Origin of the sequence: Cellulomonas sp. SG140 (genome assembly GCF_025770785.1) — a bacterium.
Lineage (GTDB): Bacteria > Actinomycetota > Actinomycetes > Actinomycetales > Cellulomonadaceae > Cellulomonas.
Map to the genome: position 1 here is coordinate 70,188 of NZ_JANZLA010000007.1, position 24,249 is coordinate 94,436.

A 24,249-nucleotide genomic window follows, 5' to 3' on the forward strand; every position below is an offset into this window, starting at 1 on the left:
CCGGACGAGCCGTGGGCATTCTGGCCCTAACAAGCACACGTGTCCAGGTTGCGGCGCGTCGCCGCGGGAGCGCTCACACGGACGGGCGACGCAAGGTCCGTCGCCGTGCTCCCGCGGTGCTGCGGGGCCTGCTCGGCCGGCGAGGCGGTCCCTCTCAGTCGGTCAGGTGGTCCACCAGGTCCGCGGCGATGCCGGTGTACGCGGCCGGCGTCATCGCCTGCAGGCGCGCGGCGACGTCGTCCGGCAGGCCGAGCGACCCGATGAACTCGCGCATGTCCGCCGCCGTCAGCCGGTGCCCGCGGGTCAGCTCCTTGAGCCGCTCGTACGGGTTCTCCATGCCGGTGACGCCGGCGACCGAGGCGGCCCGCATCGCGGACTGCACCGGCTCGGCGAGCACCTCCCAGTTCTCGTCGAGCTCCGCCGCCAGCAGTGCCGGGTCCACGGCCAGCCCGCCGAGGCCGCGGCGCACGTTGTCGATCGCCAGCAGGCTGTGCCCGAACGCCGGACCGATGTTCCGCTGGGTGGTCGAGTCGGTCAGGTCGCGCTGCAGGCGGCTGGTGACCAGCGTCGCGGCGAGCGTGTCGAGCAGGGCCGACGAGATCTCGAGGTTGGCCTCGGCGTTCTCGAAGCGGATCGGGTTGACCTTGTGCGGCATCGTCGAGCTTCCGGTCGCACCGGGGACGGGGATCTGGGTGAAGACGCCCCTGGAGATGTACGTCCAGACGTCCGTGGCCAGGTTGTGCAGCACGCGGTTGAACCGGGCGACGTCCCCGTACAGCTCCGACTGCCAGTCGTGCGACTCGATCTGCGTGGTCAGCGGGTTCCAGGTGAGCCCGAGGTGCTCGACGAACGTGCGGGAGACGAGCTGCCAGTCCGCGCCCGGCACCGCGGCGGTGTGCGCGCCGTACGTGCCGGTCGCGCCGTTGAGCTTGCCCAGGTACTCGTCGGACTCGATGCGGCGCAGCTGGCGGCGCAGGCGGTGCGCCAGCACGGCGAGCTCCTTGCCGAGCGTGGTCGGCGTGGCGGGCTGCCCGTGCGTGAGGGCGAGCATCGGCAGCGCGCGATGCTCGGCCGCGAGGGCGGCCACCTGGTCGACGAGCTCGACGGCCGCGGGGAACCACACCTGCTGCACGGCGCCGCGCACCATCAGCGCGTAGGACAGGTTGTTCACGTCCTCGCTGGTCAGGGCGAAGTGCACCAGCTCGCCGACCGACGGGAGCACGGTGTCGGCGCCCAGCGCCTCGGGTGCTGCGGCCAGCCGCCGCTTGAGGAAGTACTCGACCGCCTTCACGTCGTGCACCGTGGTCCGCTCGATCGCGGCCAGCTCGGCGATCTCGTCGGCGCCGAAGGTGTCCACCACCCCGCGCAGGTACTCCTCCTCCGCCGGGCTGAGCGAGGGCGCGCCGGGCACCACAGCGTGCGCGCACAGGTGGATCACCCACTCGACCTCGACGGCGATGCGGGCGCGGTTCAGCGCGGCCTCGGAGAGGTGGTCCACCAGGTCGGCGACAGCCGGACGGTAGCGGCCGTCCAGCGGGCCGAGGGCGATGGCAGGGGTGATGTCGGCCAGGCGCACGCGGGGCATGGCAGCAGTGTCCCAGAGCGGTGGACGGCGGCGGCGGGCGGTGCGGACGACGAGACGGTGCGGGCCGCCGGGCCGGGGTCGTCGCAGGCGTGTCGCGCACCCACAGCCCGGACGGCGCGCTCCTCGTCCGTGCGCTCGATCCTCCGGCGTCCGCCGCGCCCGGAGGCGTCCCTAGCGTCCCGGCCGTGGACATCCGAGGGGCGCAGGTGGTGCTGACGGCGGCGCAGCAGGAGGTGGGGTCGGTGCGGGCCGACGTGGCCACCTGCCAGGGGCTGCCCTGGAGATCGCCGGCGGCGGTCGCGTACGAGGACCAGATGGTGGCGGCCGCCGGGGACCTGGGCCTGTGCGCCCGGGGACTGATGACGTCGGGAGGCCTCGTCGCGGCGGGCATCAACGGTGGACCCACCTGGTGCACCTCGGACCACGGACCGGTGCCGCCGGTGGCGGGCTGGTCGACACCCGTCCCGCGCTCGAGCGTGGGCGGCACCTCGGTCCGGGTGGGTGCGGACGGGGTGACCAGCGTCGACCCGGAGGCGCTCCAGGTCGCCGCCGCCAAGCTCACCTCGTGCGCCGACCGCCTCGACCACGTCCACGCGTCGCTGTCCACGCTGACGGTCGCGCTGCCGACGCCGGTGCTGATCGACAACCACCAGCGAGCCTCGATCTGCCTCCTGCTCGGCGCCCGCTGGTCGCCGTACCACCTGGCGGAGAACCTGCGGGAGCTGGCGAAGCGGCTGCACGCCGCGGCGGAGGTGCACGCGGCCGGCGAGAGCACCGTGTCGGGGGTCGTGCGCGGGGCTGGCGCCGTCTGGGGCGGGATCGTCGGGCTCCTGCCGGCGCCGGTGCTGGCCGTCGAGGGCGTGCTGGCAGCGGGTGCCGCCGGGCTCACCGGACTCGCCCTGTTCGGCGAGACGTCGCGCGTCGTGGGGCCGGAGAAGGCGGCGCAGCTGGCGGAGACGGCCGGGGCGGCCGCGGCCAAGGCGGCTGTGCGCTCGGGGGTGGTCGAGGTGGCGACGACGGCCGTCTCGGCGGTTGCACGGGGGCAGGCCGGCGGCCTCCCCACGCTGCACCCGGTGCCGGGCGGCGCTGCGGTGCTGGCCGGGCTGATGACGGGGCCGGCGGGCACGGCCGTCGTGACGCCGGTGGCGGCACCGGTGCCGCAGCCGGCACCACACGGCCTGGCCGATGTGATGCGGCTGGTCGCCACCAGCTACGGCGGCTCGGCGGCACCGGGCACCGAACCCGGCACGGTGACCATCCAGCGCCTGGACCGGCCCGACGGGACGCGCTCGTGGGTGGTGGCTGTGCCCGGCACCCAGACCATGGCGATGTCCGGGACGGTTCCTACGGACATGGGCACCAACCTGCGCCTCGAGGCGGGGCTCGCCGACACGATGACGGCCGGCGTCCTGGCCGCGATGCGGCAGGCCGGCATCCCTGCCGGCCAGCCTGTGACGCTGGTCGGTCACAGCCAGGGCGGCATGGTGGCGATGAACGTCGCGGCGAGAGCCGGCAAGGAGTTCACCGTCGGCGCGGTGGTGACCGCCGGCTCACCGGACGTCCCGGCGCAGCTGCCGTCCAACGTCCCGGTGATCCGCATGGAGCACGTGGAGGACGGCACCGCGCGGCTCGATGGGGCACCGACCCGGGTGGCGCCCCAGGTCACGGCGATCACCAGGGAGCTGGCGGAGGACGGCCAGGGCACGCCCAGCTGGGGCACCGCGCACGGGATCAAGAACTACATCGAGACGGGGCGCCGGGTGGACGAGGCGGTCGCGCAGGCGCCGGGCTCGATCCCGGGGGTCGGCGCGCTCGACGGCGTGCTCGGTGGTCCGGGGACCGTCGCGACGACGTCGCAGTACGTGGTCCGGCGGGAGGTGGGCTGACGGGTCAGTGGGCTGACGGGTCAGTGGACGCGGCGGCGGCCGACCACCAGGGACAGCACCCAGCTGACGATGCTGATGATCAGCGCGCCGACCACGGCCGTCCCGAAGTTGTCGACCTGCAGGCCCCAGGCGGCGTGGCTGGTGATCCAGGCGGTGAGCATGAGCATCAGCGCGTTGACGACGAGCGTGAACAGCCCGAGCGTCAGCACGTACAGCGGCAGGGACAGCATGGCGACGATCGGCTTGACGATCGCGTTGACCAGGCCGAAGACGAACGCGACCAGCAGCAGCACACCGACGGTGCTGCCGGTGAAGCCGCCGCCGGCCACCTTGACGTGCATACCGCTGAGCAGCTGCGTGGCCAGCCAGATCGCCACGCCGTTGATGAGGACCCGCAGCACGAAGCGCACGGTTCGATCCTGCCAGCCGCACCGGTCTGCCGACCAGGCTTGACGTGCATCGGTGCTGGTCGACGGCCGGCTCGATGGCCTGGTCGGTGGTCTGGTCAATGGCCTGGTCGGTGGGCTGACCGGTGGGCTGACCGGTGGCCTGACCGGTGGCCTGACCGGTGGCCCGGTCGGTCGGGGTCAGCGGCCGAGCCTGGCCTTCGCCTCGGGGCTCACCGGCGTGAAGCAGTTGACGAGCGTGCCGTCGGGGTCCCGCAGCAGCAGCGAGCGGTTGCCCCACGGCATCGTGGTCGGCTCGTTGACGAAGGTGCCACCGACGCCGGCCAGGCCGTCGTGCAGCCGGGCGTAGACCGCGTCCACGTCGTCCACCAGGAACTCGACGATCGCCGTCCGGTTGTCGGCGGCGTGGACGGAACCGGGGGCGAACGCGGCGACGGTGCGCGTGCTGCCGATGGCCAGCGTGCCGGCGGGCGTGGCCAGCTCGGCGAAGTCGGGGGTCGCCCAGCGGACGGGGGTGTCGGTGACGAGCTCGTAGAACGCGGCCAGGCGGGCGACGTCGTCGGTGATCACCCGGACGGAGACGAGGGAGGCGGGACGCGGAGCGGGTTCGTTCGAGGTCATGGCAGGTGACGGTAGGACGTATACCGGACAGGATCCGCCCGCTATCGGCCAGGATGTCGGGATGACCCGTCCGACCGCCCGCGTACTGGCCCTGCTCGAGATCCTGCAGGCCGGTGGCACGCGCACGGCCGCCGACCTGGCTCAGCGTCTCGGGGTCGACGAGCGCACCGTCCGTCGGTACGTCGAGCACCTGGTGGACCTCGGCGTCCCGGTCGAGTCGGTGCGCGGCCGCTACGGCGGCATCCACCTGGTGCCCGGCTACCGGATGCCCCCGCTGATGCTGACGGAGGACGAGGCGCTCGCGGTGGTGCTCGGCCTCGTCGGCTCGCGTCGCGACGGGTCCACGTCCAGGTCCGCTGGGACCGGCGGCCTGCCCGGAGCCAGCACGGTCGCGCTGGAGAGCGCCACCGCCAAGGTGCTGCGCGTGCTGCCCAAGACGCTCGCGCGCCGGCTGGACGCCCTGCTGACCGGCGTGCAGCTCACGGCGCCGACGGGCGAGCCGACGGCGGTGCAGGCGGACCACCTGCTGGTGGTGGCGGAGGCGGCACGGGACCGTCGGCCGGTCGCCCTCGAGTACACCGACTCGCAGGGTCGTCGCAGCAGCCGCACCGTCCACCCGTACGGCGTCGTCGCCCACTCCGGCCGGTGGTACGTGACGGCCGCCGACCCGGCGGCGCCGGGCGTGCGGACGTTCCGGGTGGACCGCATCGCGGCCCTCACCACGCTCCCGGGGTCGTTCGAGGTGCCGGAGGGGTTCGACCCGGTCGGTGCGCTGCTGCAGGCGGTCGCCGGGGCGCCACGTCGGCACGCGGTCCGGCTGCGCGTCCAGGCGCCGGCCGACGCGGTGCGCGGCATGTTCCCGGCGGGCATCGCCACGCCGGACGGCACGGACGACGAGGGCTGGACGCGCGTGGTGATCCAGGTGGAGCGGCTCGACTGGGTGCCGACGGTCCTCGCGGCAGTCCCGGTGCCGTTCGTCGTCGACGGCCCGGAAGAGCTCTGGTCGCTGCTGCAGGCCCTGGCCGCTCGGTTGACCGCCGCCGCCCCGGCCACGGTCCAGGCCGCGTCCCCCTCCGCGCACCCCTCCTCGTCCCCCTCCGCGCCCCCTGCCGCCGAGGCGGCCCCGGCCGCGGACGTCTGACGCGGCGGTGGCATGCTGTCCGGCGTGACCCGCGTGCCCCTCCGCCGTGCCCTCGCTGACCTCCCGCCGTACGTGCCGGGCGCCCGCGCCGGCGGCGGGGCGATGGCCTACAAGCTCTCGTCCAACGAGAACCCGTACCCGCCGCTGCCCTCCGTGATGGCCGCGATCGCCGACGGCGCGGTGGACGTGAACCGGTACCCGGACATGTACGCCACCGAGCTGACGGAGGCGATCGCGCGGCACCTCGACGTGCCGGTCGAGTCGGTGGTGACCGGCGGTGGGTCGGTGGCGCTGCTGGGCCACGTGCTGGCCGCCGTGTGCGAGGCCGGTGACGAGGTGGTGCTGCCGTGGCGCTCGTTCGAGGCGTACCCGATCTACGTCACGCTGGCCGGTGCCGTCGGCGTGCCGGTGCCGGTGGGCACCGACGGTCGGCTGGACCTGGTCGCGATGGCGGCCGCCGTCACGCCGCGGACGCGCGTGATGCTGGTCTGCACACCGAACAACCCGACCGGCCCGGCGGTGCGCGCGGACGAGCTGGCGGCGCTGCTCGACGCCGTGCCGAAGGACGTGCTGGTGCTGCTGGACGAGGCGTACGTCGAGTTCGTCCGCGACCCGGAGGCGGCCGACGGGCTCGCGGTCTTCGCCGAGCACCCCAACGTGGTGCTGCTGCGCACCTTCTCCAAGGCGTACGGGCTGGCCGGTCTGCGCGTGGGCTACGCCGTCGCCCGGCCGCGCCTGGCCGCCGCGATCCGAGCCGCCTCGACGCCGTTCGGGGTGTCGCACATCGGCCAGCTCGCGGCGTTGGCGTCCCTGGCGGCGCAGCAGGAGATGCGGACGCGGGTGGACGCGATCGTCGCGGAGCGTGCGCGCATGCTGACCGGCCTGCGTGCGCAGGGCTGGCACGTGCCGGACAGCCAGGCGAACTTCGTCTGGCTGGCGCTCGGGGAGCACGCGAAGTCGTTCGCCGACCGGTCGGCGCGCGCCGGGGTGCTGGTGCGGCCGTTCGCCGGGGACGGCGTGCGGATCAGCGTCGGCGAGACCGAGGCGACCGACCTGCTGCTCGAGGTGACCGCGGAGGTCGTCCGGCGCTGAGCGCGTCCCACTGGCCGTGCGTCACGGGGCGCGGCACGCTGTGGGGAGCCGACAAACCGGCTCGGTGAGGCTTGTCGGCACCCCGGTCGGGAAACCTACGGTTCCGTAGCCTACGCTGACGTAGGTTCGGCGCCGGGAGCGGGCGCACCGCCGCACACGAGGAGCACGCGTGACCACCCTTCCCACGCACCTTCCCCCGCAGCAGGGCCCCCTCACGGAGGACGGCCTGGTCCAGCTGCTCACCCCCGCCGGCCAGCGCGTCGACCACTCCGACCCGTACGCGGACGCCCTGGACGCCGACCGGCTCCGGGCGATGTACCGCGACATGGTGCTGGCCCGCCGGTTCGACACCGAGGCGACCAGCCTGCAGCGGCAGGGCGAGCTGGCGCTGTGGGCGCAGGCGCTGGGCCAGGAGGCCGCGCAGATCGGCTCCGCGCACGCCGTCCGTGACCAGGACCAGGTGTTCCCGTCGTACCGGGAGCACGGTGTGGGCATGGCCCGCGGGGTGGACCCGGTGGACATCCTGCGGCTGTTCCGGGGGGTCGACCACGGCGGCTGGGACTCCGAGGCGGTCAGCTTCCACCTGTACACGCTGGTGGTGGGCGCCCATCCGCTGCACGCCGTCGGCTACGGCATGGGCCTGCAGCGCGACGGGCTGGTCGGCACCGGCGACGCCGCCCGCGACGCCGCGGTGATCACGTACTTCGGTGACGGGTCGACGTCGCAGGGCGACGTGAACGAGGCTCTCGTCTTCGCGGCCGTGAACCAGGCGCCCGTGGTGCTGTTCTGCCAGAACAACCAGTGGGCGATCAGCGAGCCGACCACCCGGCAGGCGCTGGTGCCGATCGCCGACCGCGCCCCCGGCTTCGGCATCCCGAGCGTCCGGGTGGACGGCAACGACGTCATCGCCACCTACGCGGTCACGGCCGCGGCGCTGGACCGGGCCCGCAACGGCGGCGGTCCCACCTTCATCGAGGCGTTCACCTACCGGATGGGCGCCCACACCACCTCCGACGACCCGACGCGCTACCGCACGCACGAGCAGGAGGAGCACTGGCGGCGTCGTGACCCGATCGACCGCCTCAAGGCCTACCTCGAGGCGGCCGGCGAGCTGCCCGAGGTGTTCCAGGCCGAGCTGGCCGGCGAGGCGGACGCCCTCGGCGAGCGCGTCCGCACGCAGGTGCGCGCGATGCCGAAACCGCCGGCGGACAGCATGTTCGAGCACGTGTACGCCACCCCGCACGCGGTGGTGGACGGCGAGCGCGCGGCGTTCGCCCGGTACGAGGCGTCGTTCCTGGACACCGAGGAGGCCCACCGATGACCACCACCACCGAGCGGCGCACCGCGGCCGCCCCGTCCGGCGTGCAGAAGCTGACGTTCGCCAAGGCGATCACCCTGGGACTGCGTCGCGCGATGGTCGACGACCCCAAGGTGCTGCTGATGGGCGAGGACATCGGCAGGCTCGGCGGCGTGTTCCGCGTGACGGACGGTCTCTACGACGAGTTCGGCGCGCAGCGCGTGGTGGACACCCCGCTCGCCGAGTCCGGCATCGTCGGGACCGCCATCGGCCTGGCGCTGCGCGGCTACCGGCCGGTGTGCGAGATCCAGTTCGACGGGTTCATCTTCCCGGCGTTCGACCAGATCACCACGCAGCTGGCCAAGCTGCACTACCGGTCCCGCGGTCGGCTGACCGTGCCGGTCGTCATCCGGGTGCCCTACGGCGGCGGCATCGGCGCGGTGGAGCACCACAGCGAGTCGCCGGAGGTGCTGTTCGCGCACACCGCCGGGCTGCGCGTGGTGAGCCCGTCGAGCCCGGCCGAGGCCTACACGATGATCCAGGCGGCGATCGCGTCGCCGGACCCCGTGCTGTTCTTCGAGCCGAAGGTGCGGTACTGGGAGAAGGGCGAGGTGGACCTCGGCCCGGCGGACGACGAGCGGGTCCCCGGTTCCGTCCCCGCGCCCGACGACGCCGTGCTGAACCGGGCGCGCATCGTCCGGCCCGGCACCGACGTCACCGTGGTGACCTACGGCGGGAGCGTGGCGACCGTGCTGAAGGCGGCCGACGCCGCCGCGGCCGAGGGCACCAGCCTCGAGGTGATCGACCTGCGTGCCGTCTCCCCGCTGGACACCGCGACGGTCGCCGAGTCGGTGCGCCGCACGGGCCGCTGCGTCGTGGTGCACGAGGCGCCGGTGCTGTACGGCTCCGGTGCCGAGGTCGCGGTGCGGATCACCGAGGAGTGCTTCTACCACCTGCAGGCGCCGGTGCTGCGGGTCGGCGGCTTCCACACCCCCTACCCGGTGGCCAAGCTCGAGCACGAGTACCTGCCGAGCCTGGACCGCGTGCTCGACGCGGTGGACCGCACGCTCGCGTTCTGACCCGCCGACCCACCCGCGACCCGACTGGCCGTTCCGGCCCTTGACTGGCTGATCCGAGGAGACACCGGTGCCGACCTACCAGCAGTTCCCGCTGCCCGATGCGGGCGAGGGCCTGACCGAGGCCGAGATCGTCGAGTGGCGCGTCGCGCCCGGTGACGTGGTGACCGTCAACCAGACGATCGTGGAGATCGAGACCGCCAAGTCGCTGGTCGAGCTGCCGTCGCCCTGGTCGGGCGTGGTGAGCCGGATCCTGGTCGAGGTGGGCACCACGGTGGACGTGGGGACGCCGATCATCGAGATCGACACGGATCCGTCGGGGACGGCCACGCCTGCGGCCGGGGGCCGGGCGGTGAGCGGGGCCCAGTCGCCGCACGGGCACCACGAGCACCCGTCCCGCGCCTCCGAGGAGCCGGGCGGTGCCGAGGAGATCGGCGCCGCTCGCGACGAGCGCGCTGAGACGTCGGGGTCCGTGCTCGTCGGGTACGGGCTCGGGTCGGGCGGGTCCGGTCGGCGTCCGCGGGCGGGCGCTGCGCGCGCCGCGGGCGCGGCGACGAATCCGACCGCGCCGGCCCCCACAGGCGCGTCCGTCTCCACCCCGGAAGCACCCGCACCCACCCCGGCGGCGACGGTCTCGGCGCCGGCACCAGCCCCTGTGCGGCCGGCCACGACGACCAACGGCAACGGGTCCTCGTCGTCCGTCGCCTCGTCGTCCGCCACCTCGTCGTCGGCCGCCGTCCACGCCCTCGCCAAGCCGCCCGTGCGCAAGCTGGCCAAGGACCTCGGTGTCGACCTCGAGATCGTCACGCCCACCGGTCCCGGCGGGATCGTGACCAGGGAGGACGTGCTCGAGCAGGCCAACCGGGCGGAGGGGCGCACGCTCGCCACCTACCCGGGCGACGACGCGCCGTGGCTGGCCAGCGGCACGGTGTCGGCGGACGGCCGCCAGACGCGGGTCCCCGTGAAGTCGGTGCGCAAGCGGACCGCCGAGGCGATGGTCACCAGCGCGTTCACCGCCCCGCACGTCACGGTGTTCCACACGATCGACGTCACGCGCACCATGCACCTGGTGCAGCGGCTGCGCGCCGACCGCGAGTTCGCCGACGTCCGGGTCACCCCGCTGCTGATCGCCGCCAAGGCTCTGCTGCTCGCGGTGCACCGGCACCCGGAGGTGAACGCCTCGTGGGACGACCAGACGCAGGAGATCGTCTACAAGCACTACGTGAACCTCGGCATCGCCGCCGCGACGCCACGCGGCCTGGTGGTGCCGAACATCAAGGACGCCCACCGGATGAACCTGCTGCAGCTGGCGCAGGCGCTCGGTGACCTCACCGCGACAGCGCGGTCGGGCAAGACCACCCCGACGGCGATGTCCGACGGCACCATCACGATCACCAACGTCGGGGTGTTCGGCATCGACACCGGGACGCCGATCCTCAACCCGGGCGAGGCCGCGATCCTGGCCTTCGGTGCCATCCGGGAGCAGCCCTGGGTGCACAAGGGCAAGATCAAGGTCCGCCACGTCACCCAGCTGGCGCTGAGCGTCGACCACCGGCTGGTGGACGGGGAGCTGGGCTCGCGGGTGCTCGCCGACATCGCCGCGATCCTGGCCGACCCGGCGCAGGCGCTCGTCTGGGGCTGACCGCAGGCCCGGGGACAGCGACCGGCCGCGCGGCGTGTCGGCCGCGCGGCCGGTGTCCGTGCCGATGTGCTCAGGCCTGCTCGATGCGCACCATGTTGCCGGCGGGGTCGCGGAACGCGGCGTCCCGCACGCCCCACGGCTGGCTGACGGGCTCCTGCAGCACCTCGGCACCGGCCGCGGCGGCGACCTTCTCGAACGTCGCGTCGAGGTTGTCGGTGCGCAGCTGCAGCATGCCGAGCGCACCCTTGGCCAGCAGGGCGGCCAGCGCGTCGCCGTCCTCCTGGGAGCGGCCGGCGTGCGCCTCGGATAGGACGATGTTGATCTCCGGCTGGCTCTCGTTCACCAGGGTGATCCAGTGGAAGCCGCCCTGGGCGACCTCGTTGCGCACGGTCATGCCGAGCGTGTCGCGGTAGAACGCGAGGGCGGTGTCGATGTCGTCGACGGCGACGTGGACGCCGCTGAGAGAAACGGTCATGGGGACGACGCTAGGCGGGCGCCGTGGCGGGTGCTTCTTCGAAACTGCTCACTTGCGTGCCCTCCGTCGTCGGACGCGGCTCGGACTCCTCGCCGCGGGTGCGGCGCGGCCGGGTCGCGGCCATCACGTGGCAGACGGGCAGCTGACGCAGGGCGGTGTGGTCCGCCGCCCGGTAGGCGCTGGGCGTCTGGCCCACCAGCTCGGTGAACCGGGAGCTGAACGAGCCGAGGCTGGTGCAGCCCACCTCGAAGCAGACCTCGGTGACGCTGAGGTCGCCCCGCCGCAGCAGGGCCTTGGCCCGCTCGATCCGCCGGGTCATCAGGTAGGAGTACGGCGTCTCGCCGTAGGCCTCGCGGAACCGGCGGCTGAAGTGCGCCGTCGACATGAACGCGGTGGCGGCCAGCGCAGGGACGTCGAGCGGCTCGGCGTACTCGCGGTCGATCCGGTCGCGCGCGCGACGCAGCCGTCGCAGCTCGTCGAGGTCCGCCGCCATGCACCGATTGTGCACATGACCCCGGCCGGACCGCTGCTCCCTGGTCCCCCGGCGGCCGGCGGCGTCAGGTCTCGGCGGGACCGACGCGGACGAGTCCCGTCTGGTAGGCGACCACCACCAGCTGGGCGCGGTCACGCAGGTCGAGCTTCACCATCGAGCGGTTGACGTGGGTCTTCACCGTGGCGGGGGAGATCACCAGGCGCTCGGCGATCTCGTCGTTGGTCAGGCCCTCGGCCACCAGGGCGACGATCTCGCGCTCGCGGTCGGTGAGCTGCTCGAGCCGCGCCGGGACGCCGGCGGCGGCCACCCGGTTGGGCTGGGAGAGGAACGTGGTGATCAGGCTGCGGGTGGCGGCAGGGGACAGCAGCGCCTCACCGGCCGCGACCAGGCGGATCGCATCGAGCAGGTCGTCGGGGTCGACGCTCTTGCCGAGGAACCCGCTCGCTCCGGCGCGCAGCGCGAGGAACACGTAGTCGTCGAGCTCGAAGGTGGTGAGCACCAGCACCTTCACGCCGGCCAGGTCCTCGTCCGAGCAGATGCGGCGGGTCGCCTCGAGGCCGTCCATCCCGGGCATCCGGATGTCCATCAGCACCACGTCGGCGCGGGCGCTGCGGGCCAGCTCCACGGCCTGGGCGCCGTCGGCCGCCTCGCCGACCACCTCCAGGTCGTCGGCACCGTCCACCAGCACGCGGAAGCCGGCGCGGATCAGCGCCTGGTCGTCGGCGATCACCACGCGGGTGGTCATCGTCCCGCCCCGCGCGTCGCGTCGGTCCGGGACGAGGGCGACGCCGGGGTCGGTGAGCCCGTCGCGTCGGCCCGCGGCGCGAGCGGCAGCTGCGCGGCGACCCGGTAGCCGCCGTCCTTGGTCGGACCCGTCTGCAGCTGCCCACCGGCCGCAGCGACCCGTTCCCGCATGCCGACCAGCCCGAGGCCCGAGCCGGTCGGTCCGTCCTCGGACGGCACCGGGCCGGCGGCGGGACCGCGCGGCAGGGCGCCGGCCGGCGGCCGGTCGTTGGTGACGGTGACCTCCAGGCGACCGGCGCGCGAGGAGAGCAGGACGGTGGCGCGCGCCCCCGCAGCATGCTTCTGCACGTTGGTCAAGGCCTCCTGCACCAGGCGGAACGCCGTCAGGTCGACCGCGGGCGTCAGGTGCCACGGCGGTCCGGAGCGTTCCACGGTCACCGGTGTCCCGATCGCGCGGGCCGACGCCACCAGCTCCCCGATGCGGTCCAGGCCCGGCGTCGGGGCGGTCGGCAGGTCGGACTCGTCCTGCCGGAGCACGCCCAGCACCGACTGCAGCTCGGTCAGCACCGCCTTCGCGGACTCGCGCACGTGGTGCAGGGCCTCGCGCGCGGCGGCGGGGTCCCGGTCGACGACGTGCTCGGCGACGCCCGCCTGCACGCTGATCACCGCGGCGTGGTGCGCGATCGCGTCGTGCAGCTCCCGTGCGATGCGCACCCTGTCCTCGGCCACCCGGCGCAGCGCGGTCTCCTCGCGGGTCTCCTCCGCGCGCCGTGCCCGGTCCTGCAGCGCCGCGAGGGTGGCGCGCCGTCCCTGCACGGCCATGCCGAGCGCCGCGGCGGTCCACAGCCAGAGGATCAGGTTGTGCCGTCCCCACACCTGGTCGGCCACGGTCAGGCCGAGGGCCCAGGTGGCCCCGAGCACCACGGAGGTGGTCGCCGCGGCCACCAGCGCCTTGGTGCGGGAGGCACGGCTGGCGTAGACGTACAGGGCGATCACGAGGGCGAGCTGGGCCAGGTTGACCGACCAGCCGCCGAGGAGCGCCGCGAGAGCGGCCGCCCCGGTGGCGAGCAGCGTGACCAGTGGGAGGCGCCGGACCTGGGTCAGGGCGGCGGCGCTCACCAGCGTCAGGACGACGTCCGGCCCGGTGACCGTCAGGTCGAAGCCGCCGCCGTAGCGGCCGGACTGCGCCATCAGGATGGGCACCCGCAGGAACACCACGGCGAGGACGAGGGCGACCAGCAGGTCGACCAGCGCCGGGCGCGCACGCAGCGCCCCGACGACCGTCCTGGTCCTCACCATGCGCGCCACCCTAGGTCCGCCTCATCCGGAGCCGCGGGTCCAGCGCCTGGTCAGACGTCGCGCCGGCTGATCGCCACCACGGCGCCGACCAGCACGGCCAGCACCCAGGCGACCAGGACGGCGACGCCGGCGCCGACCCCGAGCACGTCGGTACCGGCGCGCTCCACGGTGGTGAACGCGGCCGCAGCGGAGCTCGGCAGGTACTTCAGCGCCGGGTCCCAGCTGGTGGGCAGCAGCGCCCCGGCCAGACCGGGGAGCACCAGCAGGCCGGCGATGAGCACGCCGATGCTCCCCGCCACGCTGCGCAGCAGGACGCCGAGCCCCATCCCGAGCAGGCCCACCGCGGTCAGGTAGCCGGCCATCCCCAGCACCTGTCGGAGGACGCCGGGGTCGCCGAGCGCCGCGGTCTGGTTGCCGCCGGAGTGCAGCACGGACATGCCGAGGAAGAAGGCTCCGAACACCCCGACCAGCGTGGTGACCACCAGCACGCCGGTGAGCACGAGCGCCTTGCCGACCACCACCTGCCACCGCCGCGGCACCGCGGCGACGGTCGAGGCGATCATCCGGGAGCCGTACTCCCGGGCCCCGAGCACGCAGCCGAGCACGCCCACCACCAGCACGCCGATGTTCGCTCCGGTCAGCACCGTGGCCACCGGCCCGACCCCGGCGAACGGCCCGTGCCGGTCCGGCGCCTGGCCCATCCGGTTGTTGGAGATCGCGGACGCCAGGGCCGCGAACCCGATGAGCAGGGCCATCAGCAGCAGCTGTCCGGCCCAGCTGGCGCGCAGGGTGCGGAACTTGATCCACTCGAAGCGGAGCACGCGTCCGAAGCTCTGCCGGTAGTGCCGGACCAGCCTCCGGTCGGGCAGCACGGTGGTCGGGGACGGGATCGTGGTGGTCATCAGGCGGCGCTCCTCTGGGCGGTTCCGGCGTGCGGGGCGTGGTGCTCGACGGCGCCGGCGTACTCGACCTCGTCCCTGGTCAGGGCCATGTAGGCCGACTCGAGCGAGCCGGTGTGGGTCGCCAGCTGGTGCAGCCGCAGCCCGTTGGCGGCAGCGACGTCGCCGATCACGTCGGCCGCCAGCCCCCGGACCTCGAACGTGCCCGCCTCGGTGGAGGTGAGGGTGACGCCGTCCCGCGCCAGCAGGGGCGCGAGCGCGGCGGCGTCCGGCGAGGCGACGACGACGGTGCCGACGGACGCCTGCGCGATGAAGTCGGCGATCGGCATGTCCGCCAGGATCCGGCCGCGCCCGATCACCAGCAGGTGGTCGGCGACCAGCTCGAGCTCGCTCATCAGGTGGGACGACAGCAGCACGGTCCGACCCTCCGCCGCGAGCTCGGTGAGCAGCGCCCGGATCCACTGGATGCCGTCGAGGTCCAGCCCGTTGACCGGCTCGTCCAGCAGCAGCACCGACGGGTCGGCGAGCAGCGCCGCCGCGATCCCCAGCCGCTGTCCCATGCCGAGCGAGAACTCCCGCGTCCGCTTGCCCGCCACGTGGCTGAGGCCCACGGTGCCGAGCACCTCGTCGACCCGACGCGGCCCCACGCCGACCGTGGCGCCGAGCGCCAGCAGGTGGTTGCGCGCGGTCCGCCCGCCGTCCGTCCCCTTGGCGTCGAGCAGCGCACCGACCTCCGCCAGGGGCGCCCGGGAGTCCACGTACGGCCGCCCGTTGACCAGGGCGACGCCGGAGGTCGGCCGGTCCAGGCCGAGCACCACGCGCATGGTGGTGGACTTCCCGGCGCCGTTGGGCCCGAGGAAGCCGGTGACCACCCCCGCGGGGATGGTGGCGCTGATCCCGTCGACGGCGAGCTTGTCGCCGTACCTCTTGGTCAGCTGATGGAGCTCGATCATGGTGCCGCCTGTCTGTGGGCTGGTGGCGGACGAGCCGTGCCACGGCGTGGTCCGGTGGGGTACGGCATCAGGGTCACCCGGCCGGGGGCTCGTCGTCGTCCTCCGCCCGGACGGTTCGGCGCGTACGACGAGCGCGGTACGCGACACCGCGTGGCTCTGGCGGAGGGGTGGGTCGGTACGGCACGGTGGGCTGCCGCCGCCCGTCGACCCCGGAGCACCCCGTGAGCCAGCACGAGCCGACCCCGTCGTCCCTCCCCTCGCCCTCCGCCCTGCCGACCCTGCCGCCCGAACCGCCCTACTACGCGGTCGTCTTCACGTCCCTGCGCACACCGGGCGACCAGGGCTACGCGGAGCGCTCCGACGAGATGGAGCGGCTGGCTGCCGGGATGCCGGGGTTCCTCGGGTTGGACTCGGCGCGCGGCGCCGACGGGTTCGGCATCACGGTGTCGTACTGGCGGGACGAGGAGTCGATCGCCGGCTGGCGCGACCAGGCGGACCACGCCGCGACGCGCGCCGACGGGCGCGCGCACTGGTACGAGTCCTTCGCCGTGCACGTCGCCAAGGTCGAGAGGTCGTACGACTTCCACCGCTGACCTGGTGCGGCGGACCCCTCGGTGCCAAGGTCGGCACTGAGGGGGGCGTCCGATGCGCGTGCTTCGGTGGGTGGCGTGGGCGGCGGTGGCCGCATGGGTCGGGCTGTTCGTCGCGTGGATGATCCAGGGGCGCGAGCTGCCGGCCTCGTTCGTCGCGGCGCCGTACGTCGCGTTCGGCGTGCTGTTCGTGGTCGCGGTGGTGCGCGACGTCGTGCGGCCGCGGCGCGGCGGTGCGGCGCGGGCGACGCTCGGCCCCGTCGTACGGGGGTTCGACGACGTGCAGGACATCTACTTCGGTCGGACGCCGGGGATCACGCCGCGGTACGGCAGCGACGAGCCGGACGTCGCCTCTCTGGTCGAGCCGCACCCGGACCCGTTGGACGAGCGGCGGTGGGTCGTTCCCCCGCAGCAGCCTCGTACCTGACGTCCGGACCCGCCGGGTCCCTCGACCGGCTCGTCCCGTCGCGCCTCGTGGACTGACGAGGTGCCCGGTCAGGGACGGCGGGGGCGTTCGACGACGAGCAGGACGAGCGACAGCACGATCGCGGCCGTCTCCGTGACGGCGGACGTCCAGATGGGGACGCCGGTCCACTGCTCGTGCACGCCGAACAGCCCGTGCGCCGTGGTGGACACGAGGAACGCGCCGAACGTCGCGACGCCGAAGCCGAGGGCGCCGAGCAGCGGCAGCCAGTGGCGCCAGACGAGCAGCAGCACGCCGATCACCAGGCCGCCGACGGCGTTGAGCAGGAAGGCGGGACCGACCACCGTGAACTGCCGGAACCCCGAGAACCACAGCTCGAGGTGCACCACGGCGGACATCAGCACGCACGCGGCGAGCAGGCCACGCAGCACGTCGGAGGCCGCCTGGCGTCCGGTGTGCCAGGTGGCGAGGTTCGAGCGGGACGTCGTCGTCCCCGGCGCGGGCACGGCTCAGCCCTTGCCCGCCATGACCGTGCCATTGACCACGTGCACGTCGACCGGGGGGAGCGGGGACGGCGCCGGGCCCTGCTTCACCGAGCCGTCGAGGGCGAACACCGAGCCGTGGCACGGGCACTCGAGGTCGCTCTTGGCGGCCATCACCGTGCAGCCCTGGTGGGTGCAGATCGCCGAGAGCGCGGTGACGGTGCCGGCCGTCTGCTGCACCAGCAGCACCGGCTTGCCGTCCACCTTCGTCGCCAGCGCGCCGCCCACCGGGATGTCCGAGACCTTCGCCAGACCGCCGGCGGCACCGCCGCCGGAGCCACCGGCGCCGCCCGAGCCACCGGATCCGCCCGACGACGAGGCCCCGCACGCCGCCAGCACGCCGACGGCCGCGACGCCGAGCCCCACGGCGCCGCCGCGCACCAGCAGGTCACGCCTGCTCAGGCCGGAAGCCTCCACGGTCTCGGTCTGCTCGGTCGAGGTCATGCACGCCTCCGGGGTGAGCGCAAGGGTCAGACGTCCTGACCTGCACCGACGCTAGTCGGTCGCGGCGCCAGGCTGCCCGTCGGTCGCCGGATTCACAGCAACCTTTACGTCCGCGGATCGCTCGCCCGCCACCCGCGCGCCTGCCGATCGCTCGTCCGCGGACGCGGTGCGCTCGTCGGACGCGCGCTCGTCGGCTGCCGCGGTGCGCTCGTCGTGCGCCCGCTCGTCCGCCTGCCGGCTCTGGATGCCGGAGACGTTGCGCAGCGGCAGCTCGGGCACCAGGAGGGTCAGCACGATGCCGGCCACCATCACGATCGCCGCGAGCAGCAGGACCTTGTCCACCGACTGGCTGAAGCCGACCAGGAACGGCTGTGCCAGGCGCGGGTCGAGGGCGTTGATGAAGGCGGAGTCGTCCAGCGACGGCGCCGGACCGCCCTTCAGCATGCCGATCACGGCGGCGTTGGCGGGGTTCGCCGCGACCGCGGGGTCGGCGACCGCGGCGAGGAACGACGGGGTCTTGACGGCGGCGCGGAAGGCGGTGGCGATGTTGTCGCCGACCGTCGAGAACAGCACGGACAGGAACACCGCGGTGCCGAGCGTGCCGCCCATCTGCCGGAAGAACAGGGACGACGAGGTGGCGACGCCCATGTCCTTGGCCGGCACGGCGTTCTGCACGGCGAGCACCAGCGGCTGCATGACGAAGCCGAGCCCCAGGCCGAACACGACCGAGTACGTGAAGAACTGGGCCATCGGCGTGCTGGGGTCGAGGCGGGAGAACAGCAGCGCGCCGATGCCCATCAGCACCGTGCCGCCCACCGGGAACACCTTGTAGCGGCCGGTGCGGGCGGTCGTCTGCCCGGAGGCGATCGACGCGGTCATGATCCCGACCGTGAAGGGGATCAGGACGAGGCCGGCCTTCGTCGGGCTCAGGCCGCGGACGATCTGCAGGTAGAGGGGCAGCGTCGCCAGGCCGCCGAACATGCCGAGGCCGATGACGGCGTTGGCCCCCGCGCCCACCGAGAAGGTCCGGTTGCGGAACATGTAGAGCGGCAGGATCGCGTCGGCGCCGGCGCGGGTCTCCGCCGCGAGGAACAGGCCGATGCCCACCACGCCGATCGTGTAGCAGAGCAGCGCGTGACCCGAGCCCCAGCCCCACGCACGGCCCTGCTCCGCGACCAGCAGCAGGGGCACCAGCGCGACGATCAGGGCCAGCGCGCCGGGCCAGTCGATGCGGTGCTCCACCTTGCGCAGCGGCGGCAGGTGCAGCACCCGCCAGATCACCGCGATGCCGACCAGACCGAGCGGCACGTTGACCAGGAACACCCAGCGCCAGCCCGTGATGCCGAGGATGTGCGGCGTGCCGGCGAAGAACCCGCCGATCACCGGGCCGAGCACCGAGGACGTGCCCCACACGGCCAGGAAGTACGCCTGGTAGCGGGCGCGCTCCCGAGGCGCGACGAGGTCGCCGAGGATGGTGATCGCCAGGCTCATCAGGCCCCCGGCGCCCAGGCCCTGCAGTCCGCGCGCGAGCGCCAGCTGGTACATCGAGCCGGCCATGCCGGACAGGACCGAGCCGACGACGAACAGGCCGATGGCCGTCATGTAGAACGGCTTGCGGCCGTAGATGTCGGACAGCTTGCCGTACAGCGGCGTGGCGATCGTCGAGGTCAGCAGGTACGCCGTGGTGACCCACGCCTGCAGCGACAGGCCGTGCAGGTCGTCGCCGATGGTGCGGATCGCGGTGGCGACCACCGTCTGGTCGAGCGCGGCGAGGAACATGCCGATCATCAGGCCGCCGATGATCGTGAGGATCTCGCGGTGGCTCGGGGCGTGCAGGCCGGCGGGCTGCGGCGACGCTGGCGACGCGGCCCCTGAGGCGTCGCGTGACGCGGCGGGAGGCGAGGCCTCCGGGGTGCTCTGCTGGTCGGTACGAGAGGACATCGGACCTTCTGGGCTCTGGGCGGTCGCTGGGACGGTGCGTGTCACCGGGACGGTGTGTGTCCCTGGGGCGGTGTGTGTGGGGCGGTGCGGTGTCGCCGGGGCGGTGCGGTGCGGTCGGGTGCTGCTCGCCGCGGCGCGCGGGGCGCACCGCGGTGCGAGGGCCGAGCGAAGGCGTCGCGGGACGTCCGCCGGCAGCTTCCCGGCACAACACCGTCCACAGCGCGATGTGTTCCCGCTGTGCGCCGGCGGCTGCCGTGCGATGTGTTCCCGCTGTGCGGCGGCGGCTGCCGCGCGATGTGTTCCCGCTGTGCGGCGGCGGCTGCCGCGCGGTGACGACGGTCGGCTCAGGTGCGATCGACCGTCGGTCGCTGTCCCGACGAGCACGGCGACACGCGCTCCGGCCTGCTTGCAGCCAGGGGCGTTCCGCCGAACCGTCCACAACCCCGCTGATTTGCACTGGTGCATCAACTGACGGGCGACCTTTTCCACCCAATTCTCTTCCGGGTGTATTGGACCCCGCGGTGCGCTGACCTGCGCGTACGCGCCTGTCCGCTGTGTCAGTGGTCGTCGGTAGTGTTGTTGGAGCGGAAATTCGGTGCGGGGGCCGAGGAATGTGCGGAGGGAGGCGAAGGCGTGAGTGGGATATCGGCGGTGAGGAGTGCGGGTCGACCGGCGGACGTGATCGGCGCTGCGCCGGCCCTTCTCGCGCTGACTGCCGCGGTGGACGAGGTCGTCGGCCTCGTGCGCGGCGCCGAGGCCGACCTCCGCGGCGGCCAGGACTCGATCGACCTCCTCCTCGGCGTCCGGGCGCAGCTCGACCGGTTGGTGGTCGCGTCCTCCTGCCTCGCCGTGACGGTGGATGCCGACGGGTGGTGGGCACTGGAAGGTGCGCGGTCGTTCTCCCACTGGCTGGCCGCCTCGTCGGGGTTGTCGGTCGCCCGAGCGCGTGAGGTCGTGGCAACCGGCCGGGCGCTGCGGGAGCACCTTCCGGCCACGGCGCGTGCGGCCTTCGACGGCGAGATCGGTGCCGAGCAGGCCGTCGTCGTCGCCAGGCTCGCCCCGACGTCCGACGCCCGACGCGCTGCGCTGGCCGCTCCTGCGGAGGAGTGCGGCGAAGGGTTCCTCACGGCTCAGGCGAAGGTGCTGCCCGTCGGCTCCTTCCGACGGCTCGTACAGCGATGGGCTGCCGCGGCGGATCCGGAGGCGGACGAGCGTGGGTACCGGGACGCCTGCGATCGGGAGCACGTCACCCTGTCGACGACGACGGGCGGCGTGCACCTCGCGGGCTTCCTCACCTCCGAGCACGGTGCGCTGCTGAGCTGCGCCCTCGACTCCGTGACGACGCCACCGGCGCCGGACGACCGTCGCTCGACTCCTCAGCGTCGCGCCCAGGCGCTCGCAGACGTGGCGCGACTCTGCCTCGACCACGGTCTGACGGGGACGGGCGCCGCGGTCCGGCCCCACGTGTCCTGCGTCGTGGACTTCGAGACCCTCCGCCGCGCCGTCGGTGCGGACAGGGCCGGGAGGCGCGGGGCTGGGAGGCGCGGCGCTGGTGGGCCCGGCGCGGACGATGCCGGAGTGGTCGGCACGGACGGTGCCGGAGTGGTCGGCACGGACGGTACCGAGACGGCCGGTGCGGAAGCGGGCGGGACAGCCGGTGCTGAAGCGCTCGGCGCCGAAGCCGGCGGGACAGACGGCGTCGGTCGGTTCGGTGGCTCGCGTCGACGGTTCCGGCTGCCGGCCGTCGCCGACGTCGAGCGGTTCGCCGTCGCGGAGGTCCTCGGGTCTGGCCCGGTGCCGCCCTCCGTGCTGGCACGGCTGGCCTGTGACAGCGAGATCAGCCGCATCGTCTTCGGTCCGGACTCGCAGGTGATCAACGCCGGCCGTGCCGAGCGGACCTTCTCCGGACCGCGACGACGAGCGGTGATCGCCCGCGACGGGACCTGCCGGTATCCCGGCTGCAGTGCACCACCGGCCCTGTGCGAGGTGCACCACGTGGACGGATGGGTCGCCCGGCGTGGTGAGACGGACGTGAACCGAGGCGTGCTGCTCTGCTGGCACCACCACGACGTGGTGCACCGGCGCAGCGTGCGCATCGAGTCGACGCCCGGCGGTGGGTTCGGGTTCCGGACGCGCCACGGCACGCCCGTGGCCGGCGCACCTTGACGGTGGGCGGAGGGCTCCGGATCGGCTTTGTGGGGTGCGGCGCACTAGCGTGCCGTCCGTGCCGAGTGGGAGCAGCAGCGTGCCGACGACAAGGTTGACCGGTCCGACGGACGGCGAGGGTGTGCCCTGCGTCGAGGCGGGTGGCGCCGTCAGCGGCCGCCGACCGGCGCGTCGCTCGGTGCTGACCGTCCTGGTGGCGGCCCTGGTGGGCGTCCTCGGCGTGGCAGTCGCCGGCCCGGCCGCCGCCCACGACGAGCTGGTGTCCACCGACCCCGCGGACGGCGCCACCGTCCCGACGGCCCCCGACCAGGTGACGCTGACGTTCACCGACAAGGCGATCGCGCTCGGCACCGAGGTGAAGGTGACGGCTCCGGACGGGTCGGTGGTCAGCACCGGCGACCCGCAGCTGGGTCCGACCACCGTCGCACAGCCGCTCGCGCCGGCGCGCCCAGCCGGCACGTACACGGTGGTGTGGCGCGTGACCTCCGCCGACGGGCACCCCGTCTCCGGCACGTTCCGCTTCGTCGCCACGTCGGCCGTCGGCGTCGCGGCCCCGACGGCCTCTGCCGTGCCGTCCGAGGTGCCCAGCGCCACGCCGGGCGCCTCCGTCGCCAGCCCGTCCGCAGCCGGTCCCGCCCCGACACCGAGCGCCTCCGCCGACCCGGTGCCCTCCGCGTCGACCGGTCGCCCGTCCTACTGGCTGGTGGTCGGCGCCGTGCTGGTGCTCGCGGCCGTGGCGGCTGCCCTCGGCCGACGTCGGCGCCAGGCGCTCGGCGCCGGGACCGACGCGGGGACCGGGGCTGGTGCCGACTCCACCGACGCCGCGCGCGGCACCGGGACTCCCCCGGAGCAGCCGCAGCCCTGAGCCCACGTCCCCGCCCGGCCGCCGCACGGACACCGGGGACGGAACCGAACCTCCCGCACGTTGACCCGGACAGCGGCGACCGCGCCCGTGCGTCCCGCCTCCCGCCCGAAAGGACCTCCGATGAGCACCAGACGTGGGCGTCACGCCTTCGCCGCGCTCGGACTTCTCGTCGCCACGGCGCTGGCCGTCACCGGGTGCACCGCGGGCGCCTCACCGAAGCCGACAGCCTCGTCGTCCACCGCCGCCGCCCGCACCGACGCGACGCTCCGCCTGGGCCTGGCCGCCTCCCCCGCCAACCTCGACTTCACCACCACGGGCGGCGCAGCGATCTTCCAGGCGCTGATGGGGAACGTGTACGAGGGGCTGCTGCGCCTGGACCAGGGCGGCAAGGTGGCGCCGCTGCTGGCGACCGGGTACACGGTCAGCCGGGACGGGCTCACCTACGACTTCACGCTGCGCGAGGGCGTGAAGTTCTCCGACGGCTCCCCGTTCGACGCGGCCGCGGTCAAGTTCTCCCTCGAACGCGTCAAGACGTGGAAGGCGAACACCCCCGGCAACCTGGCGGCGCTGGACCACGTCGAGGTCGTCTCGCCCACCGAGGTCAAGGTGGTGCTGAGCACGCCGGACGCGACTGTGCCGTTCTGGCTGGCCGGTCCGCTGGGTGCGATGTTCTCCCCGACGGCGGTGGGTTCGTTGGCGACCAAGGCGGTGGGCACCGGACCGTTCACGGTGGCGTCCTACCAGACCGGCGTGAAGCTGGTGCTGACCCGCAACGACGCCTACTGGGGTGCGAAGGCCCTGGTCAAGCAGGTGGACCTGGACTACTTCGCCGATGCGAGCGCCGCCGCCAACGCCATGCGGTCCGGCGGGGTGGACGCCCTGTACCAGTCGGAGGCGTACGACCAGCTCGCCTCGTTCGCCAACGACCCGAGGTTCGTGGTCACCACCGGGAGCACCCAGGGCGTGGTGGTGCTGTCGATGAACGAGGCGAACCCGGCGCTCGCGGACGTGCGGGTCCGGCAGGCCATCAGCCACGCGATCGACAAGAAGGCGGTGGTCGCGGCGGCCACCGGGGGGTTCGCCACCGAGCTGAACGGGCCCGCGGTGCCGACGGACCCCTACTACGTCAGGTCCGACGAGCCGTACCCGTACGACCCGTCACAGGCGAAGCAGCTGCTCGCCGACGCCGGCGTCACGGGGTTGAACCTCACCTTCACGGTGCCGAACCGGCCGTACGCCCAGGCGATCAGCCAGGTGGTGCAGCAGGACCTGGCGGCGGTGGGCATCACGGCCACCCTGCAGACGCAGGAGTTCCCCGCCGTGTGGGTGGACAAGACCCTCACGCAGCACCAGTTCGACCTGACCGTCGTGAACCACGTCGAGCCGCGCAACGTCACCAACTACGGCAACCCGAGCTACTACTGGAGCTACTCGAACCCGGTGGTGGAGAAGGACTTCGCGGCGGCGAAGGCGGCCACCGACGAGGACGCCTATATCACGCACATGACCGACGCGGTGCAGGCGATCATCAAGGACGCCGCAGGGGTGTGGCTGTACAACCCCCCGAACGTGGTCGTGTCCACCCCGGCCGTGCACGGGATGCCGACCGACGACCTGGGCGTGGGGATCGGCCTGGCCGGCGTCTCCGTCACGGGCTGACGCCCGAC

Annotated in this window: 23 protein-coding genes; 11 read left to right on the plus strand and 12 right to left on the minus strand. The window is 73.7% G+C overall.

Going from position 1 to position 24,249, the window contains the following annotated elements:
- Positions 1–154 precede the first annotated feature (154 nt).
- Positions 155–1,585, minus strand: a complete 1,431-nt coding sequence (gene purB, locus N0B34_RS13445; protein ID WP_263731915.1) for an adenylosuccinate lyase — start codon at positions 1,583–1,585, stop codon at positions 155–157.
- A gap of 185 nt (positions 1,586–1,770) precedes the next feature.
- On the opposite strand from purB, the gene N0B34_RS13450 reads away from it, so the two are divergent.
- Positions 1,771–3,471: an alpha/beta hydrolase gene (locus N0B34_RS13450; RefSeq protein ID WP_263731916.1), complete on the plus strand. Its 1,701-nt coding sequence runs from the start codon at positions 1,771–1,773 to the stop codon at positions 3,469–3,471.
- 20 nt (positions 3,472–3,491) lie between these two features.
- On the opposite strand, the gene N0B34_RS13455 is transcribed toward N0B34_RS13450, so the two are convergent.
- Together N0B34_RS13455 and N0B34_RS13460 are read right to left on the minus strand one after the other, a co-directional pair.
- Complete coding sequence (locus N0B34_RS13455) at positions 3,492–3,881, minus strand: phage holin family protein (RefSeq protein ID WP_263731917.1); 390 nt, start codon at positions 3,879–3,881, stop codon at positions 3,492–3,494.
- A 177-nt stretch (positions 3,882–4,058) separates the two neighbouring features.
- A complete protein-coding gene (locus N0B34_RS13460) occupies positions 4,059–4,499 on the minus strand; it encodes a VOC family protein (RefSeq protein WP_263731918.1) in 441 nt (146 codons plus the stop codon).
- Between the two features lie 61 nt (positions 4,500–4,560).
- On the opposite strand from N0B34_RS13460, the gene N0B34_RS13465 reads away from it, so the two are divergent.
- The 5 genes from N0B34_RS13465 (at position 4,561) to N0B34_RS13485 (ending at position 10,747) form a co-directional block, all read left to right on the plus strand.
- On the plus strand, positions 4,561–5,640 hold the full coding sequence (locus N0B34_RS13465) for a helix-turn-helix transcriptional regulator (RefSeq protein WP_263731919.1): 1,080 nt from the start codon (positions 4,561–4,563) through the stop codon (positions 5,638–5,640).
- A 24-nt stretch (positions 5,641–5,664) separates the two neighbouring features.
- The gene (gene hisC, locus N0B34_RS13470; protein WP_412175756.1) at positions 5,665–6,732 is read left to right on the plus strand and encodes a histidinol-phosphate transaminase; all 1,068 of its coding nucleotides are present in this window, start codon (positions 5,665–5,667) and stop codon (positions 6,730–6,732) included.
- 169 nt (positions 6,733–6,901) lie between these two features.
- A complete protein-coding gene (gene pdhA / locus N0B34_RS13475) occupies positions 6,902–8,053 on the plus strand; it encodes a pyruvate dehydrogenase (acetyl-transferring) E1 component subunit alpha (RefSeq protein WP_263731921.1) in 1,152 nt (383 codons plus the stop codon).
- Positions 8,050–9,108: an alpha-ketoacid dehydrogenase subunit beta gene (locus N0B34_RS13480; RefSeq protein ID WP_263731922.1), complete on the plus strand. Its 1,059-nt coding sequence runs from the start codon at positions 8,050–8,052 to the stop codon at positions 9,106–9,108. Before pdhA ends, N0B34_RS13480 begins: the two co-directional genes overlap by 4 nt.
- 67 nt (positions 9,109–9,175) lie before the next feature.
- Positions 9,176–10,747 carry a dihydrolipoamide acetyltransferase family protein gene (locus N0B34_RS13485; RefSeq protein ID WP_263731923.1) on the plus strand — a complete coding sequence of 524 codons (1,572 nt, stop codon included), beginning with the start codon at positions 9,176–9,178 and terminating at the stop codon, positions 10,745–10,747.
- 70 nt (positions 10,748–10,817) lie between these two features.
- On the opposite strand, the gene N0B34_RS13490 is transcribed toward N0B34_RS13485, so the two are convergent.
- From N0B34_RS13490 to N0B34_RS13515, 6 genes are all read right to left on the minus strand, one after another.
- Positions 10,818–11,222, minus strand: a complete 405-nt coding sequence (locus N0B34_RS13490) for a VOC family protein (RefSeq protein ID WP_263731924.1) — start codon at positions 11,220–11,222, stop codon at positions 10,818–10,820.
- 10 nt (positions 11,223–11,232) lie between these two features.
- Complete coding sequence (locus tag N0B34_RS13495) at positions 11,233–11,715, minus strand: helix-turn-helix transcriptional regulator (protein WP_263731925.1); 483 nt, start codon at positions 11,713–11,715, stop codon at positions 11,233–11,235.
- Positions 11,716–11,779: 64 nt separating this feature from the next.
- Positions 11,780–12,460, minus strand: coding sequence for a response regulator (locus N0B34_RS13500; protein WP_263731926.1), 681 nt, complete (start codon positions 12,458–12,460; stop codon positions 11,780–11,782).
- Complete coding sequence (locus N0B34_RS13505; protein WP_263731927.1) at positions 12,457–13,758, minus strand: sensor histidine kinase; 1,302 nt, start codon at positions 13,756–13,758, stop codon at positions 12,457–12,459. Before N0B34_RS13505 ends, N0B34_RS13500 begins: the two co-directional genes overlap by 4 nt.
- Positions 13,759–13,808: 50 nt before the next feature.
- On the minus strand, positions 13,809–14,660 hold the full coding sequence (locus tag N0B34_RS13510) for a hypothetical protein (protein WP_263731928.1): 852 nt from the start codon (positions 14,658–14,660) through the stop codon (positions 13,809–13,811).
- Complete coding sequence (locus tag N0B34_RS13515; protein ID WP_263731929.1) at positions 14,660–15,610, minus strand: ATP-binding cassette domain-containing protein; 951 nt, start codon at positions 15,608–15,610, stop codon at positions 14,660–14,662. The genes N0B34_RS13510 and N0B34_RS13515 overlap by 1 nt, the downstream gene beginning before the upstream one ends.
- A gap of 221 nt (positions 15,611–15,831) precedes the next feature.
- Between N0B34_RS13515 and N0B34_RS13520 the strand changes: the two genes are divergently transcribed.
- Both N0B34_RS13520 and N0B34_RS13525 read left to right on the plus strand, forming a co-directional pair.
- Positions 15,832–16,203, plus strand: a complete 372-nt coding sequence (locus tag N0B34_RS13520; RefSeq protein WP_263731930.1) for an antibiotic biosynthesis monooxygenase family protein — start codon at positions 15,832–15,834, stop codon at positions 16,201–16,203.
- 52 nt (positions 16,204–16,255) lie between these two features.
- Positions 16,256–16,627 carry a hypothetical protein gene (locus N0B34_RS13525; protein ID WP_263731931.1) on the plus strand — a complete coding sequence of 124 codons (372 nt, stop codon included), beginning with the start codon at positions 16,256–16,258 and terminating at the stop codon, positions 16,625–16,627.
- A gap of 68 nt (positions 16,628–16,695) precedes the next feature.
- On the opposite strand, the gene N0B34_RS13530 is transcribed toward N0B34_RS13525, so the two are convergent.
- Genes N0B34_RS13530 through N0B34_RS13540 form a run of 3 tightly spaced genes read right to left on the minus strand, consistent with a single transcriptional unit; the run spans position 16,696 to position 19,551 of the window.
- Positions 16,696–17,130, minus strand: coding sequence for a hypothetical protein (locus tag N0B34_RS13530; RefSeq protein WP_263731932.1), 435 nt, complete (start codon positions 17,128–17,130; stop codon positions 16,696–16,698).
- A gap of 3 nt (positions 17,131–17,133) precedes the next feature.
- Positions 17,134–17,610 carry a ubiquinol-cytochrome c reductase iron-sulfur subunit gene (locus N0B34_RS13535; protein ID WP_263731933.1) on the minus strand — a complete coding sequence of 159 codons (477 nt, stop codon included), beginning with the start codon at positions 17,608–17,610 and terminating at the stop codon, positions 17,134–17,136.
- A gap of 51 nt (positions 17,611–17,661) precedes the next feature.
- Entirely contained in the window at positions 17,662–19,551 is a 1,890-nt protein-coding gene (locus N0B34_RS13540) for an MDR family MFS transporter (RefSeq protein WP_263731934.1), read from the minus strand.
- A gap of 651 nt (positions 19,552–20,202) precedes the next feature.
- On the opposite strand from N0B34_RS13540, the gene N0B34_RS13545 reads away from it, so the two are divergent.
- The 3 genes from N0B34_RS13545 to N0B34_RS13555 all read left to right on the plus strand — a co-directional run bounded on the left by N0B34_RS13545 (position 20,203) and on the right by N0B34_RS13555 (position 24,241).
- A complete protein-coding gene (locus N0B34_RS13545; RefSeq protein WP_263731935.1) occupies positions 20,203–21,717 on the plus strand; it encodes an HNH endonuclease signature motif containing protein in 1,515 nt (504 codons plus the stop codon).
- 79 nt (positions 21,718–21,796) lie between these two features.
- Positions 21,797–22,582, plus strand: coding sequence for a copper resistance protein CopC (locus N0B34_RS13550; RefSeq protein ID WP_263731936.1), 786 nt, complete (start codon positions 21,797–21,799; stop codon positions 22,580–22,582).
- A gap of 120 nt (positions 22,583–22,702) precedes the next feature.
- Positions 22,703–24,241: an ABC transporter substrate-binding protein gene (locus N0B34_RS13555; protein WP_263731937.1), complete on the plus strand. Its 1,539-nt coding sequence runs from the start codon at positions 22,703–22,705 to the stop codon at positions 24,239–24,241.
- Positions 24,242–24,249: the final 8 nt, after the last annotated feature.

Coding starts and splice junctions, on each gene's coding strand:
- purB (WP_263731915.1), bottom strand. CDS start 1,585: ATGCCCCGCGTGCGCCTGGCCGACATCACCCCTGCCATCGCCCTCGGC.
- N0B34_RS13460 (WP_263731918.1), bottom strand. CDS start 4,499: ATGACCTCGAACGAACCCGCTCCGCGTCCCGCCTCCCTCGTCTCCGTC.
- N0B34_RS13465 (WP_263731919.1), top strand. CDS start 4,561: ATGACCCGTCCGACCGCCCGCGTACTGGCCCTGCTCGAGATCCTGCAG.
- N0B34_RS13480 (WP_263731922.1), top strand. CDS start 8,050: ATGACCACCACCACCGAGCGGCGCACCGCGGCCGCCCCGTCCGGCGTG.
- N0B34_RS13490 (WP_263731924.1), bottom strand. CDS start 11,222: ATGACCGTTTCTCTCAGCGGCGTCCACGTCGCCGTCGACGACATCGAC.
- N0B34_RS13495 (WP_263731925.1), bottom strand. CDS start 11,715: ATGGCGGCGGACCTCGACGAGCTGCGACGGCTGCGTCGCGCGCGCGAC.
- N0B34_RS13500 (WP_263731926.1), bottom strand. CDS start 12,460: ATGACCACCCGCGTGGTGATCGCCGACGACCAGGCGCTGATCCGCGCC.
- N0B34_RS13505 (WP_263731927.1), bottom strand. CDS start 13,758: ATGGTGAGGACCAGGACGGTCGTCGGGGCGCTGCGTGCGCGCCCGGCG.
- N0B34_RS13510 (WP_263731928.1), bottom strand. CDS start 14,660: ATGACCACCACGATCCCGTCCCCGACCACCGTGCTGCCCGACCGGAGG.
- N0B34_RS13515 (WP_263731929.1), bottom strand. CDS start 15,610: ATGATCGAGCTCCATCAGCTGACCAAGAGGTACGGCGACAAGCTCGCC.
- N0B34_RS13525 (WP_263731931.1), top strand. CDS start 16,256: ATGCGCGTGCTTCGGTGGGTGGCGTGGGCGGCGGTGGCCGCATGGGTC.
- N0B34_RS13535 (WP_263731933.1), bottom strand. CDS start 17,610: ATGACCTCGACCGAGCAGACCGAGACCGTGGAGGCTTCCGGCCTGAGC.
- N0B34_RS13540 (WP_263731934.1), bottom strand. CDS start 19,551: ATGTCCTCTCGTACCGACCAGCAGAGCACCCCGGAGGCCTCGCCTCCC.
- N0B34_RS13555 (WP_263731937.1), top strand. CDS start 22,703: ATGAGCACCAGACGTGGGCGTCACGCCTTCGCCGCGCTCGGACTTCTC.